A 14,256-nucleotide genomic window follows, 5' to 3' on the forward strand; every position below is an offset into this window, starting at 1 on the left:
ATACCGGGGTGACACTGTACTTGGAGAACTTATGGTGAATAATTCAGGATTAAATGATAAAATATTTGGTGAGGAATTGTTAATGGTTTTATTTTCACTGATCAGTGTGATTTTAACCGTGCCAATCAGCGCTTGGGTCATGTCCCAACGGCTGAAATATCGCCAAAAACATCATCAGGAAGGGGCGTAATCGTGACCACAGAAGATGAACGTTATTATCAACCGACGGATAGCAAGGATGCGATGCGTTATGTTGAAAAGTTATTTAATCGTTATAAAGATGCACCACTCACGGATGCGTTATTGAAGTATAATCAAAAACTCGTGTTTTATTTGCGTCAAAGTGTAATTGCAACGGCGAAAGAAGAAGGGGTGCCAGAACGGGTCAAATCCGCGCAACGCATGGCAGACGCCATGGACGAATGGGTACGAATCAAAGCATTAGGCAAACCGTTTCATGGCACCATGCGGCATTTTAAAATCGTAAGTGACCAACAGCATGTGAAGTTTAAGGCTCGGCGTCAAAAAGGCGGCGGCCGGCAGGTCAACATGCGTAAATCCATGCATCATTAAAAAAATAGCACCGTGATTCGAACGGCAGTCTCGTCTTCGAATCGCGGTGTTTTTGATCTGAAAAACAACAAAAAACCACCGCGATGGGCTTCGCGATGGCTAAAAAGGAGTAAGGGTGCTTGAATGATTGGGAGGTCATTCAAGCTTTTTCTTTTACTTGGAGGAGTAAAATGAAAATATTTGTTTTAAGTTATTCCTTAAAACTAGGGTTGTTAGGTTGTTTGGGTTAAGTTAATCATTTGATTAACTATGCTTACATTTAACCGCCAAAATGTGAAGAAAATATGACGTTTTTACTTCATAACAATGAAAATTCACTTAAAGAAAGTTTAAGTTGAGTTAATTAATATTCACTGAGCCACTGGCAGTTTGAACGGTTAGTACGTTGGCACTATTGGGATTGCGGGTAAATTCGTGCTGATAGGTCTGTTGGTGCAAGCGGATTTTCCCAGAACCGGTTAAAATATGGTAACCCGTTGGTGTTGGCTCAGCCTGTTGAACTGAAATAGCACCAGAAGCTGCTTTTAGCGTCAAACCTTGTGCCAATTTTGGTTGTTGTAACGTGATCGCACCACTTTGACTGGTGCTGGTACTATTGATCAACGTACTTTGGCTTAATTTTTGGGCACCAGATTGGCTGCTCAGTTGGCTTTGTGCTAAGCGACTATTTTGCAGGCTTAGTTGGCCAGAGGTCGTGCGCAATTGCGTTTTTTTAAACTGACTGGCATTGACTTGAATCGCGCCGCTGTGACTGGTGATGTCACCATTTGAACTGTGAACGTTGGTTAAATTGGTTGCTGCGGATTCATTTTCAAGGGTAAGCTGTTTGATCTGCAGCCGTTGTAATGTAATGGCCCCTGAATGATTGGTAATTTGAACCTGGTGCACATTTTTAGCAGGAACGGTGACGATAATTTTAGGCGTATCCGCTTCGAGATCAAAGCCAAACCAGTTTTGTTGAGCCCGCGTACTGTCAATGGTGACCTGGCCGTTTGCTTGTGTGACATGGATCTTATTGACTTGGCGATCAACGAGCTTGATCTGGGCCTGCTGACCGCTTTTAACCGTGACATCGCTATCAAGGCTGTTGATGGTTAATTGGTTGACCTTGCGAAGTGGTAGCGTGCGTTGTTTTGTTGCAACAATTTGAAAACCGTGATTGAAGCCCACACTTTTGACGCCACCTAATGCCGCACCGATGCCCGCAAAAATAACGCCCACTGCCAAACCAGCACAGGCTAAACGTGTTGTTTGTTTCATTTGTTAAATCCCCCTTGTGGTTTGCGTACTTTGCGATAAATGGCTTGGCTAAAGGCAACGCCAATTTGTAATAAACCGCGAATCACATTGTAAGCGATCAGGCTGAGTAAATAGCTGCCACATAAAACGGCGAGGCCAGCGCCAAAATAAAAGATGCCAACGGCAAAGGCCTTGAAGACGAGTGTGAGACCGACAATCAGTAAGCAACCTCCTAAAACAATAAAAGCGGCTAACACTAAGATAGCGGTAAAGGCCAGTAAGCCAACTGTTGCTAGCCCGGCCAAGATAATGAGCACAAAACAAACCGCAATGGGAATGGCAATTGGCGAGGCCAGTAAGCCCAATAAAATCAGCCAAATTCGGTGGAAATTACGTTGTGGGGTTGGTGTTTCGTCAGGTTCGGCTTGAATGGAGTAGTCTGCTAAAATTTGGCGGGCTAGTTTTTTAGGCGTGCCCAGGTGTTGGCGAATCTCGGCATCGGCGGTTAAGTCAGCATCAATGCAGTATTCCCGGTAAAATGTGAGCACATCGTCGCGTTCACTTGCGGAAAGCGGCGTCAGCAATTTTTCGAGTTGGTTTAAATAATCAGTCATGATTTCCCTCCAATAACCAATCTAAAGCTTGTTTATAAGTGGCCCATTCTTGCCGGATCTCGGCCAGTCGCTGGGTCCCATCTAAGGTCAGGCGATAGTAACGACGATTGCGGCCATTAAACGGTTGATCGTAAGTTTCCAAGCAGTTTTGTTTTTTAAGCCGACGTAAGACCGGGTACAAAGTGGATTCAGAAATTGGCAGTGTGGTTTGCAGTTGTTGGGTTAACGCATAGCCGTAGTAATCTTGCTGGGCTAATAGCGCTAAAACACAACCATCGAGCAGTTCGGCGCTAATGGGTAGTTTCATATTTAACTCCTCTCACAATATTATATATCGTATAGTATTGTATTTTTATATAGTATAACGAGTAGCTGCTGTAAACGTCAAGTGTAACTTGCGTTTACAGCTCAGTTACGTTATAGTAAAACTGCTTGTGAAACATACGTTGTTTCACGAATTTGAAAGGAAGGGGTAGTTGCATGACGCCCACAAGTTTTCAATCAGCGCTGGCTGAACACGGTGTTCAGTTATCAGCGCATCAATTAGATCAGTTTGCAACTTACTTTAAAGTATTGGTTGCGGCCAATGAACACGTTAATTTAACCGGGATCACTGATGAATCCGGGGTCTATCTCAAGCATTTTTTTGATTCCTTAACCCCGAGTTTTTATGTGACAGCCTTGCAAGAACAGCCGTTGACGCTTTGTGATGTTGGGGCTGGGGCTGGTTTTCCATCCATTCCGCTAAAAATTGCTTTTCCACAATTACAGGTGACCATTGTTGACTCCTTAAATAAACGCATTCACTTTTTAAATGAGCTAGCCGCACAATTAGGGTTAGATCAGGTTGCTTTTTATCATGATCGAGCTGAAAATTTTGCCGGTAAACGCAGCACACACCGTGAAAGCTATGATCTGGTAACGGCGCGGGCTGTGGCACGCTTAAATGTGCTAAGCGAGTTGTGCTTGCCGTTGGTTAAAAAAGGCGGTCAATTTGTGGCGTTAAAAGGCCCCTTATCGGCTGATGAATTAACTGAAGCGCAATACGCCTTACAGACGTTAGGCGGCGAGGTGGTGCAGGACAAGGCTTTTGCACTTCCCGAAGCTGGCGGTCAACGGCAGTTGCTGGTGATTGATAAGCGCCGCCAGACCCCTAAGCGTTATCCGCGGCGGGCAGGGTTACCGAACAAACAGCCGTTGGTAGCGCCTGTGCAGCCTTAAGAAAGGAAGCAAATGGGATGGTACAAAATTCAATTGATGATTTCTTAACGGATATGGACAGCTTTCGTGAGAAAAAAGCGGCAGAAACAGTGGTGATGTTGCCATTAAAGCAATTGCGCCCTAATCCATACCAGCCGCGCAAGCAATTTGATGAGGCAGCGCTGCAGGAACTTGCGGCCTCGATTCAAAAAAATGGCGTCTTTCAACCCATTATTGTGCGTGAAAGTGTCAATGGCTATGAGATCGTGGCTGGCGAGCGCCGTTTTCGAGCTTCCGAAATGGTGGGCAAGCCAACGATTCCAGCGATTATTCGCCCAGTGGCAGAGTCGTTAATGATGCAAGTGGCGATTTTAGAGAATCTACAACGTGCAGATCTCAATCCGTTGGAAGAGGCCGAGGCGTATGCGGCCTTTATGAAGCGCTTAAAGCTGACCCAGGCAGAAGTTGCCAAGCGGTTAGGTAAAAGTCGGCCTTATATTGCCAATTCATTGCGGTTACTCACCTTGCCGCAAGCGGTGAAGATCTTGGTCCAACGCCAACAACTATCAACTGGGCAAGCGCGAACCTTACTGGGCTTACATGATAAAAATCAAATGGTTGAATTGGCGCATAAGGTCGTTCGTGAAAACTTAACGGTGCGGCAGGTTGAAAAACTGGTGAACCAAATGAATCAGGTTCAGCCAGTGTCGCAAACGGCACCACAAAAATCACCTTATTTGCGCGCCAGTGAAACGCGGTTGGCCATGCGCCTTGGCACTAAAGTCAACATTGCGACTCACGGCGAAAAGGGTAAAATTGAAATTGATTATTTATCAACTGCCGATTTGAATCGGTTGTTGACGTTGCTTAAAAGCTTGACGGATCCAGAATAGGCTATGGAAAATGAGGTGAATGAGAGATGTTTGATTTAGGTGATATTGTTGAAATGAAAAAACAACACGCCTGTGGTACCAATCGGTGGGAGATCATTCGCATGGGTGCGGACATTAAGATCCAGTGCACAGGGTGTCAACACATTGTGCTCATGTCGCGGCGTGATTTTACAAAAAAACTAAAGAAGGTTTTGAGCCAAGCCGAGCCAAAAGACTGATATAATAAAACTATTATGAATTAATGGAGAGTGACATAAACATGGCGTTAACAGCAGGTATCGTCGGTTTGCCAAACGTTGGGAAATCGACCCTTTTTAATGCAATTACCAAGGCCGGTGCCGAAATGGCCAATTATCCGTTTGCAACAATTGATCCCAATGTTGGGATGGTTGAAGTACCTGACAAACGATTAGCACGTATCGATGAAATGATCCCAGCTAAAAAGATTATTCATACCACATTTGAATTTACCGATATTGCCGGTATTGTAAAAGGTGCCAGCAAAGGGGAAGGCTTAGGCAATAAGTTCTTAGAAAATATTCGCCGCGTCGACGCCATTGTCCACGTGGTACGGGCTTTTGACGATGATAACATCACCCATGTAACGGGGAAAGTGGCACCGTTAGATGATATTGAAACCATCAATTTAGAATTAAGCTTGGCGGACTTAGAGAGTGTTAACAAACGCTTAGCCAAAGTTGAAAAAGAAGCAAAATCCCGTGACAAGGATATTTTAGCTGAATTGGCTGTTTTACAAAAAATTCAACCAGTATTGGAAGAAGGCGGCTCGGTTCGGTCCATTGAATTTACGGATGACGAACAGCCTATTGTGAAAGGCTTATTCCTATTAACGGCTAAACCGATTTTATACGTGGCCAATATTGCTGAAGATGACATGGCGGATCCTGACCAATGCGACTATGTGCAACAGATCAAGGCATATGGTGATAAAGAAGGGGCTGAAACCATTGCGGTTTCTGCTAAAACAGAAGAAGAAATTGCTGAATTAGATGAAGCAGATAAAGCAGATTTCTTAGAAGCTGAAGGGGTTTCTGAATCTGGCTTGGATCGTTTGATCAAAGCATCCTATCATTTATTAGGGTTAGCCACTTTCTTCACTGCTGGTGGCAAAGAGACCCGTGCTTGGACCTTCAAACGCGGCCTTAAAGCGCCACAGGCTGCCGGCATCATTCATTCTGATTTTGAACGTGGCTTTATTCGCGCCGAAACCGTGTCGTTTGCGGACTTAGACCAATATGGCAGTATGCAGGCCGTTAAAGAAGCCGGCAAACTACGGCTTGAAGGAAAAGACTACGTGGTACAAGACGGCGATATTATTGAATTCCGCTTTAACGTTTAAGCGAGAGTGGGGGAGCACGTATGAGTAGCGAAACAGAAGAACGGAACGCTGGTGTACAAAAGCCAGGTCAAACACCGAAAACATTGACTGAAATGGAACAGCAGTTAACCAAGAAAAACGAAGACTACATGTTCCATTTGAAAAAAGCGTTGGCTGAGACCAAGTTGTCACCTGAAAAGCAAACAGAAGCTTATCAAGCAATGCTGCCGCAGTTGATTCAAGGTCAAAAACAGGGCCAAACTGCGCGGCAACAGTTTGGGACAGTTACCACGCGCGTCGCTGATATTATCAGCGGTCCTAAAAAAGACAATACACCAACCAGTAACCGTTGGTTGATCACCTTGGATAACAGCATGATGATCTTTATGATCTTCTCCTTGTTATATGGAATCACCGGCTACATTGGCAGTGAAAAAGCGGCTCAAAATAGCCAAATGGGCCTGGTTTCCTTGATTTTAATTGCCGTTGTGGCTGGCTTTGGGACCACGGAATTGTTGAATTTAGTGAGTCCAGATAAAACCAAACACATTGTGTGGTGGCGGGTCATTTTATACGCCATTGCCATGGTGATCGGTTTAATGGCACTGTTTGCCTTGACCAACTTGATTCCAAGCGTGGCCAATCCAACCTTACCAAGCTGGCTCTATCTGGTATTGGGCATCATTGTCCTATTCGTCCGGATCTACGTCAAAAAACGATACAACATTACTGGCACGATGTTTTAGCCAAAAAGCGTTACCGACGGGTAGCGCTTTTTGATTTGGAAATAGGATTCTAAATCCGAACGTTCACAAATTGGTGACGTGGTAAGTATCTAAAATCCGAATAAATGCCATGAGAAAAACGATTTTGTTTCTAAAAATTCACTTAGAAACTATTGACGCTAGGGTTTTTCTCTGGTACTTTAAGCGTTAAACAAAAAACCATATTTATTCTTTATAAGGAGAGGATCGTTATTATGTCTAATTGGGACACAAAGTTTGCCAAGCAAGGTTATACGTTTGATGATGTACTATTAATTCCAGCCGAGAGTCATGTTTTACCGCATGATGTTGATGTTAGTGTGCAGTTGGCAAAGAATCTCAAGTTAAATGTCCCGATTATGAGCGCAAGTATGGATACTGTCACAGAATCAAAAATGGCCATTGCCATGGCGCGTCAAGGCGGCCTAGGGGTCATTCATAAAAATATGAGTATCCAAGAACAGGCAGATGAAGTCCGTAAGGTAAAACGCTCAGAAAGTGGTGTTATTGTTGATCCATTCTATTTAACACCAGAACATTCGATCCAGGAAGCTGAAAACTTGATGCAACGGTATCATATTTCAGGGGTCCCGATCGTGGATACCCTTGAAAGCCGACATTTGATTGGGATCATCACCTTCCGTGATATTCGGTTTGTAACAGATTATCAACAAAAAATTGATAATGTGATGACAAAAACCAATTTGATCACAGCGCCAGAAGGCACCCCTTTGGAAGCTGCTGAACAAATTTTGCAACAACATAAAGTTGAAAAATTACCTTTAGTTGATGAAGACGGGCGCTTAAGTGGCTTGGTCACCATTAAAGATATTGAAAAAGCCGTTGAATTTCCCAATGCGGCGAAAGATGATAAAGGGCGTTTGTTAGTGGCCGCTGCCGTTGGAGTGACGAGTGATACCTTTGAACGTGCGGAAGCTTTGTTAGAGGCCGGTGTCGATGCCATTATTATTGATACGGCCCACGGTCATTCTGCTGGTGTTTTGCGGAAGATCAGAGAAATCCGTGCGAAGTTCCCAGAAGCCACTTTGATTGCGGGTAACGTCGCCACAGGCGAAGCCACTCGGGCGTTATACGATGCTGGCGTTGACGTGGTCAAAGTTGGGATCGGCCCTGGTTCAATTTGTACCACTCGAATCGTTGCTGGCGTTGGGGTCCCTCAATTAACTGCTATTTATGATTCAGCTTCTGTTGCCCGTGAATATGGCAAGAAGATTATCGCAGATGGTGGGATCCAATACTCTGGTGATATTGTGAAAGCCTTAGCCGCTGGTGGCAGTGTGGTGATGTTAGGCTCAATGTTAGCCGGTACAGATGAAGCACCTGGCGAATTTGAGATCTTCCAAGGCCGGCGCTTTAAGACGTATCGTGGCATGGGGAGTATGGCAGCGATGGACAGCACTCATGGCTCTTCAGACCGTTATTTCCAAGGCGATGTCAATGAAGCCAACAAGCTTGTGCCCGAAGGTATTGAAGGCCGGGTCGCCTATAAAGGGGCTGTTGGCGACATTATGTACCAAATGATCGGTGGCTTACGTGCCGGCATGGGTTACGTTGGGGCGAAGAACATTCAAGCCTTAGCTGATGATGCGCAATTTGTTAAAATTTCTGGCGCTGGCTTACGTGAATCGCATCCACATGATGTTCAAATTACAAAAGAAGCACCAAACTATTCCGTTCAATAAACGATTGTGCTAATTTTAAATAGGGCCTTGTGCCCTATTTTTGTTTGAAAAGAGGCTGATCCATGCGTTACCAAAATGTGATTTTTGACTTAGATGATACGTTATTAGATTTTCAAGCTGGTGAAAATAAAGGCTTGCAACAAGTTTTGACCCACTACCACTTTCCTGATCTGCATCAAGCCGCGGCCGTTTATCGTAAAATTAATCTGTCCAAATGGGAGCGCATTGAGCAAGGGGAGGCCAAGGAACCGTTATTGGTGGAGCGTTTTTCAGATTTATTTGCCCGTTATGGCATGCCAGACGAAGGCGTTCAGGCAGAAAAGCGTTATCGGCGTTGCTTAAATGAAAACTATGCGGTGATGACCGGTGCTTTGGCGTTGTTACAACAGTTAAAACAGGCACACGTTAATCTTTTTGCAGGTACCAATGGATTTGATTTCACACAGCGGAATCGGTTAAATCATACCGGCTTTGCACCTTATTTTACCGACATTTTTGTGTCGGAAAGTGTGGGATACGAAAAACCCAGTCCGCATTTTTTTGAAACGATTTTAAACCAGTATCCCAACATGACAACCGCTAATACCGTGATGGTCGGGGATCGGTTACAGTCAGATATTCGCGGTGCAGGTGCCGTGCATTTAGATAGTATTTGGTTGAATCAACAGCACCAAACCAATACCACGCCGTATCACCCCACCTATGAAGTGGCTGATTTAGCCCAAATCGGTTCATTAGTGACTGCTAAAAATGGTGATTTGTAATGCTTGTGTATTATGTTACAATGTGATTGTAATCAAGTGACAGTCATGAACAGGGGGATGCATAATGGCAGAACAAGCTGAAACAGAGGTTGTGAACCAGTTTTTTGGTTATTTTTCTGAGGCAGACGCGTCAGAAACAACCGTTGAAGTTTATACACAACCACAATGGATTCGTGAATATAGTAACAAGGATCAACAAATCATTATTGAGGCCGAGAAAAAAGGCACGCATGAAAAGGTGGAAATCGTTAAGGAAGGCCTAGTGGAGCGTATCGAAGACCGGGTGAAAACTGCCAGCAATCCCATTCGCTTTGCCTTTAACGCCTATGCCATGGATCGGGCCTTGGTCCCTGAAAAGGCACAGCAAATTTTTGCCAAGTATATCGCTTATGCCAAGGCCCATCCCACCCTTTATTTTGATGATAATGGTGATTGGGCTTGGGAAAAAGTGACTGGGACGACACCAGATTGGGTGGACCAATTAAATGATGAAATTTTAGCCGATTAAAGGCATCTAAAAAGCACCTGTTGCCAGATTTTACTGACAACAGGTGCTTTTTATGGTGCGCTTAGAAAAAAGTGCGACTCACGATCAGGACAAAGACTAATAAACAAATTGAAGCCAGGAAAGAGGCTAAAAAGGCTTTGCCGCCACGATTGAAAATGACTTTAAAATTGACACTAATGCCTAATGCTGCCATGGCCATTCCCAATACGAGGTAGGCGAGTTTCACCAAGCCGGCTAAAATAGCAGCACTGAAAGGTACAAAGGTTCCGACAACACTTGCCAAAATAAAACCAGCCATAAACCAAGGAATGGGTAACTTACCAGTGGCTGCACCGGTTTGCTGTTGATTATGGTGTTGATACCAGAAGCCGATCACTAACGCAGCCGGTGCTAACATTAAGACCCGTGATAATTTGGTAATAATAGCGGTATCCAAACTAACGGCACCACCAGCGCTACCAGCTGCCACAGCATGGGCAATTTCGTGTAGTGAACCGCCAGTGAGCACGCCGAATTGCGTCGGGGTTAAATGTAATAACGGCTTTAAGGCAATTTCAGTCAAGGCAAAGACCGTTCCCATAATGGCCACAATTGCCACTGCTAGGACTTCATTTTCCCGTTGCCGTTCTTGTTTGGCTTCAGGAACCTGAATTTGGGGGGAGATTCCCATTACGGCAGCGGCACCACAGATCCCCGTACCACTGGCTGCTAGAATGGCGAGTTCAGGTTCAACGCCTAGCCGCCGTCCAATCCAGTAAGTCAGGCTAACAGTACCGGTGACGATTACGATCGCCAGCAAAATGGTTTTCACACCGGCTGCTGCTAACGCAATCAAGTTCAGTTTAAAGCCTAATAAAATAATCCCAAGCCGCAAAAATTTATTGCTGATCCAACCAATTTCACTTTTAGCATTGGCTTTGATCCGTGGTTGAATTTGTAAGGCCATGCCAAGCAATAGTGATAATACCAAAGCACCGACCATACTTAAATAAGGTAACCCGCCTAAATAATTTCCTAATACAGCACACACCAATGTGGCGCCACCGGCTAAAATAAAGCGCCGGGTTTTTGAATTTTCCATTTGCTTTCCTCCAAGTATCCTTAATTGACGCTTTAAGTTTACTGGAGGCTAACTATAAAGAAAAATTATGATTTATAATAGCTTTATAAATATAGCTAATGGAGAGAAGAAATGCTTGAACAACACTATTTAACCTTTAAATTATTAGCCCAAACACTATCCTATACCAAAACCGCCCAACGGCTGTTTATGACTCAACCGGCGGTGTCACAGCAAATCAAACGGCTGGAAGCTGAAGTTGGCGTGCCGTTGGTACGTTACCAGCACCGGCAATTACAACTGACGGCTGCTGGTGATGCGTTAGCCACTTATTTGACGCAGCTCACCGTTCAAAATGATAAATTTATGGCAGATTTACGCCAGCCACGTCCTGCACCACGGTTATTGTTAGGTGCCACCATGTCTTTGAATACCGTTTTTCTACCACGACTATTACCGATTTTACGCCATCAATACCAGCAGATCGTCAGCAAAATTGGCAATACTGCGCAGATCTTACAACAATTACGGCAAGGCCAAATTGATTTTGCGTTAATTGAAGGTAATTTTGACAAAACAGAGTTTGACTACCAAGTGATTCGCCGTGAGCCCTTTATTTGTGTCACCGGTACCGGCAATCCTTTATTACATGACGGCACGGTTTATCGTCCGCATGAATTGGTGCAGGAAACGTTATTGATCCGTGAACCAGGTTCAGGTAGCCGGGAGATTTTGCTGGACTGGTTAGCCAGCTTTAATTTACAGTTAACGGATTTTACCCAACGAATTGAGCTGGGGGATCCACAAACCATTATGACATTGCTGCAACAAGGCTTTGGTATCAGCTTTATGTACGCTTCTTTAGCCCAGTCATCCCTTGCCCAGCAACAACTGCGGCAAGTCCAGTTGCCTGCGTTACAATTAGAGCATGAGCTTTATTTGATTTATCGTAAGGGGACAGACGACACTGATTTAACCCAGCAATTATTAAAAATTTTGCGATAAAAACGGCTAAGTCAGGCATGGCAACCTGGCAATTGAAAAAGTTTTCAAAAAAATATTTACAAGCGTAAACCATCATGCTAAACTTAACGCGTAGATTGATTTACATACGTAAACGGAAGCAGGTGATCCTATGACAGAGGCCATGTTTAACATTAACGGCATGATGTGTGCCAGCTGTGCGCAAACGGTGACACATGCAACGCAAAAGTTGCCAGGTGTCCAGCAGGCAAATGTCAATTTAGCAGCGGAAAAAATGCAAGTGACCTATGATGCGGCACAAGTGACGGTACCTGATATTGAGACAGCCGTGGCAGATGCAGGTTATGAAGCACAACAAATCACAGCAGATATGACCTTTACGATCGACGGCATGATGTGTGCCAGCTGTGCCCAGACCATTGAAAAAGCAGTCAACGCATTGCCTGGGGTGACCCAAGCGGCCGTGAATTTAGCCAGTGAAAAAATGCAGGTCAGTTTTGTTGCCGCACAAGTGGATGTGGCGACGATCGTTCAAACGGTCACCGATGCTGGTTATCAGGCAACGCCAGAAGTGACGGCTGAAAAAAGCAGTGAAACCCAAGCGGCCAAGAAACAAGTCCAGTTACAAAACATGTGGCACCGTTTCGTTTGGTCAGCAATTTTCACAGTCCCCTTATTGTACATTTCAATGGGTGGGATGCTCAATGCACCGTTACCAATGTGGTTACAAGGCATGCACAATCCGCAGGTAACGTCATTAGTCGAATTATTACTGACGTTGCCAGTCCTTTATTTTGGACGTGAATACTATCTGGTTGGCTATAAAACCTTGTTTAAGGGCCATCCCAATATGGATGCGTTAGTCGCTTTAGGCACCAGCGCTGCCTTTGGGGAAAGTCTTTGGCATACGGCCCAGTATTGGTTCGCAGGCCAAGCCTTTAATGATGGGTTGTATTATGAAGCCGCGGCGACAATTTTAACGTTGATCACGTTAGGCAAGTACTTTGAAACCTTATCTAAAACCAAAACCTCCAGTGCATTAACGGCGCTTTTAAAATTGCAACCGCAACAAGCCTGGCGTGTGGTGAATGGCCAAACTGAACAAGTTGCTGTGGCTGCTGTGCAAGTCGGTGATGAATTGTTGGTGAAACCGGGAGAGCAATTGCCAGTGGATGGCGTGGTGCTAACCGGGGCGACTAGCATTGATGAGTCGATGTTAACTGGCGAAAGCATGCCCGTTGAAAAACAAGTTGGCGATAGCGTGGTTGGCGGGAGCTTGAATCAAACGGGACAGGTCACGTACCGGGCGACTAAAGTCGGTCAGGATACGGCGTTGGCCCAAATTGTTAAGTTAGTGGAAGACGCACAGTTATCCAAAGCACCAATTGCCAAATTAGCAGATGTGATCAGTGGTTATTTTGTACCGGTAATCATGGGCCTGGCCTTGTTAGCCGGTTTAGGCTGGTTGATCAATGGGGCTGGTTTTGGTTATAGTGTGCAAATTTTCGTGGCGGTGTTGGTCATTGCTTGTCCGTGTGCCCTTGGCTTAGCCACACCAACGGCCATTATGGTGGGGACTGGGAAAGGCGCCGAAAATGGGATTTTGATCAAAAATGGGACAGCTTTAGAAGTCACCCAGCAGTTAGAGACCTTGGTGTTTGATAAAACGGGAACGGTTACCCAAGGCCACCCAGCCGTCACTGACGTAGCCCCACAGGCGGGGACCACATCTGATGAGCTGTTAAGCCTGGCGGCGAGCTTGGAGCAGTATTCAGAGCATCCTTTGGCGGTTGCGATTCAGCAGGCCGCTACTGAACAGGCTTTAACGGTTCCAGCAAGTCGTGATTTTAAAGCCTTACCTGGTTATGGGGTAACCGGTGTTGTGGCAGACCAAGTGGCGTGGTTAGGCAACTTAGCCTTGATGCAACAGCAACAAATCACCATTACCCCTGCTCAGCAACAAACAGCAGCTGCATTGGCACAAGCTGGAAAAACACCATTTTATTTGGCTGTCGGCGCTGAATTAAAGGGTATCTTAGCCGTTGCCGATCCTGTTAAAGCAAGTAGCGCTCAGGCTTTAGCTGCCTTAAAGCAGCAAGGCAAGCACTTGGTTTTATTGACCGGGGATAATCAGCAAACAGCGCAAGCGATTGCCGAGCAAGTGGGAATCGATGAAGTGATCAGTGATGTTTTGCCCGCCGATAAGGCTGCAGTGATTGCCAAACTGCAAGCCAAAGGGCAAAAAGTTGGCATGGTAGGTGATGGGATCAATGACGCCCCGGCCTTAGTGCAAGCCGACGTTGGCTTAGCCATGGGCAGTGGTACAGACGTGGCAATCGATGCGGCGGATATTGTGTTGTTGAACCATCAGTTAACCAGCGTGCCAACGGCATTAGCATTATCACAACGCACCATGCGCACGATCAAGCAAAACCTATTTTGGGCCTTTGCTTACAATGCTTGTGGTGTACCGATCGCCATGGGACTGCTGGCCTTATTTGGTGGCCCTTTGCTGAATCCGATGATCGCAGGTGCGGCCATGAGTTTTAGCTCTGTTTCAGTATTACTTAATGCATTACGGTTAAAACGGTTTAAACCCGTTATTTAATTCAAAA

The 14,256-nt window shown here is 45.2% G+C and carries 15 protein-coding genes and 1 pseudogene; 12 read left to right on the top strand and 4 right to left on the bottom strand.

The window, feature by feature from the left end:
• Both FC07_RS16120 and FC07_RS01415 read left to right on the top strand, forming a co-directional pair.
• Nucleotides 1-190: pseudogene (locus FC07_RS16120) on the top strand (hypothetical protein); the annotation flags it as partial.
• A gap of 2 nt (nucleotides 191-192) precedes the next feature.
• On the top strand, nucleotides 193-573 hold the full coding sequence (locus FC07_RS01415) for a hypothetical protein (protein WP_235807426.1): 381 nt from the start codon (nucleotides 193-195) through the stop codon (nucleotides 571-573).
• A 339-nt stretch (nucleotides 574-912) separates the two neighbouring features.
• Here FC07_RS01415 and FC07_RS01420 read toward each other — a convergent pair whose 3' ends face one another.
• From FC07_RS01420 to FC07_RS01430, 3 genes are read right to left on the bottom strand one after another with little or no spacing between them, the layout of a single operon-like run.
• Nucleotides 913-1,833 carry a DUF4097 family beta strand repeat-containing protein gene (locus FC07_RS01420; protein ID WP_057903352.1) on the bottom strand — a complete coding sequence of 307 codons (921 nt, stop codon included), beginning with the start codon at nucleotides 1,831-1,833 and terminating at the stop codon, nucleotides 913-915.
• Complete coding sequence (locus tag FC07_RS01425; protein WP_057903353.1) at nucleotides 1,830-2,426, bottom strand: DUF1700 domain-containing protein; 597 nt, start codon at nucleotides 2,424-2,426, stop codon at nucleotides 1,830-1,832. The genes FC07_RS01420 and FC07_RS01425 overlap by 4 nt, the downstream gene beginning before the upstream one ends.
• Nucleotides 2,419-2,733, bottom strand: coding sequence for a PadR family transcriptional regulator (locus FC07_RS01430; protein ID WP_057903354.1), 315 nt, complete (start codon nucleotides 2,731-2,733; stop codon nucleotides 2,419-2,421). Before FC07_RS01430 ends, FC07_RS01425 begins: the two co-directional genes overlap by 8 nt.
• A 173-nt stretch (nucleotides 2,734-2,906) precedes the next feature.
• Between FC07_RS01430 and rsmG the strand changes: the two genes are divergently transcribed.
• From rsmG to FC07_RS01470, 8 genes are all read left to right on the top strand, one after another.
• On the top strand, nucleotides 2,907-3,647 hold the full coding sequence (gene rsmG / locus FC07_RS01435; RefSeq protein ID WP_057903355.1) for a 16S rRNA (guanine(527)-N(7))-methyltransferase RsmG: 741 nt from the start codon (nucleotides 2,907-2,909) through the stop codon (nucleotides 3,645-3,647).
• A gap of 17 nt (nucleotides 3,648-3,664) precedes the next feature.
• On the top strand, nucleotides 3,665-4,519 hold the full coding sequence (locus FC07_RS01440; protein ID WP_057903356.1) for a ParB/RepB/Spo0J family partition protein: 855 nt from the start codon (nucleotides 3,665-3,667) through the stop codon (nucleotides 4,517-4,519).
• A 26-nt stretch (nucleotides 4,520-4,545) separates the two neighbouring features.
• Nucleotides 4,546-4,737 carry a DUF951 domain-containing protein gene (locus tag FC07_RS01445; protein WP_057903357.1) on the top strand — a complete coding sequence of 64 codons (192 nt, stop codon included), beginning with the start codon at nucleotides 4,546-4,548 and terminating at the stop codon, nucleotides 4,735-4,737.
• A 41-nt stretch (nucleotides 4,738-4,778) separates the two neighbouring features.
• Nucleotides 4,779-5,879, top strand: a complete 1,101-nt coding sequence (gene ychF / locus FC07_RS01450; RefSeq protein WP_057903358.1) for a redox-regulated ATPase YchF — start codon at nucleotides 4,779-4,781, stop codon at nucleotides 5,877-5,879.
• A gap of 20 nt (nucleotides 5,880-5,899) precedes the next feature.
• Complete coding sequence (locus tag FC07_RS01455; RefSeq protein ID WP_057903359.1) at nucleotides 5,900-6,604, top strand: DUF1129 domain-containing protein; 705 nt, start codon at nucleotides 5,900-5,902, stop codon at nucleotides 6,602-6,604.
• 233 nt (nucleotides 6,605-6,837) lie between these two features.
• On the top strand, nucleotides 6,838-8,325 hold the full coding sequence (gene guaB, locus FC07_RS01460) for an IMP dehydrogenase (RefSeq protein WP_057903360.1): 1,488 nt from the start codon (nucleotides 6,838-6,840) through the stop codon (nucleotides 8,323-8,325).
• Nucleotides 8,326-8,387: 62 nt separating this feature from the next.
• On the top strand, nucleotides 8,388-9,089 hold the full coding sequence (locus FC07_RS01465; RefSeq protein ID WP_057903361.1) for a YjjG family noncanonical pyrimidine nucleotidase: 702 nt from the start codon (nucleotides 8,388-8,390) through the stop codon (nucleotides 9,087-9,089).
• A gap of 64 nt (nucleotides 9,090-9,153) precedes the next feature.
• Nucleotides 9,154-9,597, top strand: a complete 444-nt coding sequence (locus FC07_RS01470) for a hypothetical protein (protein WP_057903362.1) — start codon at nucleotides 9,154-9,156, stop codon at nucleotides 9,595-9,597.
• A gap of 61 nt (nucleotides 9,598-9,658) precedes the next feature.
• On the opposite strand, the gene FC07_RS01475 is transcribed toward FC07_RS01470, so the two are convergent.
• Complete coding sequence (locus tag FC07_RS01475; protein ID WP_057903363.1) at nucleotides 9,659-10,678, bottom strand: YeiH family protein; 1,020 nt, start codon at nucleotides 10,676-10,678, stop codon at nucleotides 9,659-9,661.
• Between the two features lie 111 nt (nucleotides 10,679-10,789).
• Between FC07_RS01475 and FC07_RS01480 the strand changes: the two genes are divergently transcribed.
• Nucleotides 10,790-11,662, top strand: coding sequence for a LysR family transcriptional regulator (locus FC07_RS01480; protein WP_057903364.1), 873 nt, complete (start codon nucleotides 10,790-10,792; stop codon nucleotides 11,660-11,662).
• 130 nt (nucleotides 11,663-11,792) lie between these two features.
• Entirely contained in the window at nucleotides 11,793-14,249 is a 2,457-nt protein-coding gene (locus FC07_RS01485) for a heavy metal translocating P-type ATPase (RefSeq protein WP_057903365.1), read from the top strand.
• Nucleotides 14,250-14,256 lie beyond the last annotated feature (7 nt).

The sequence above is a fragment of the Loigolactobacillus bifermentans DSM 20003 genome (assembly GCF_001434575.1).
Lineage (GTDB): Bacteria > Bacillota > Bacilli > Lactobacillales > Lactobacillaceae > Loigolactobacillus > Loigolactobacillus bifermentans.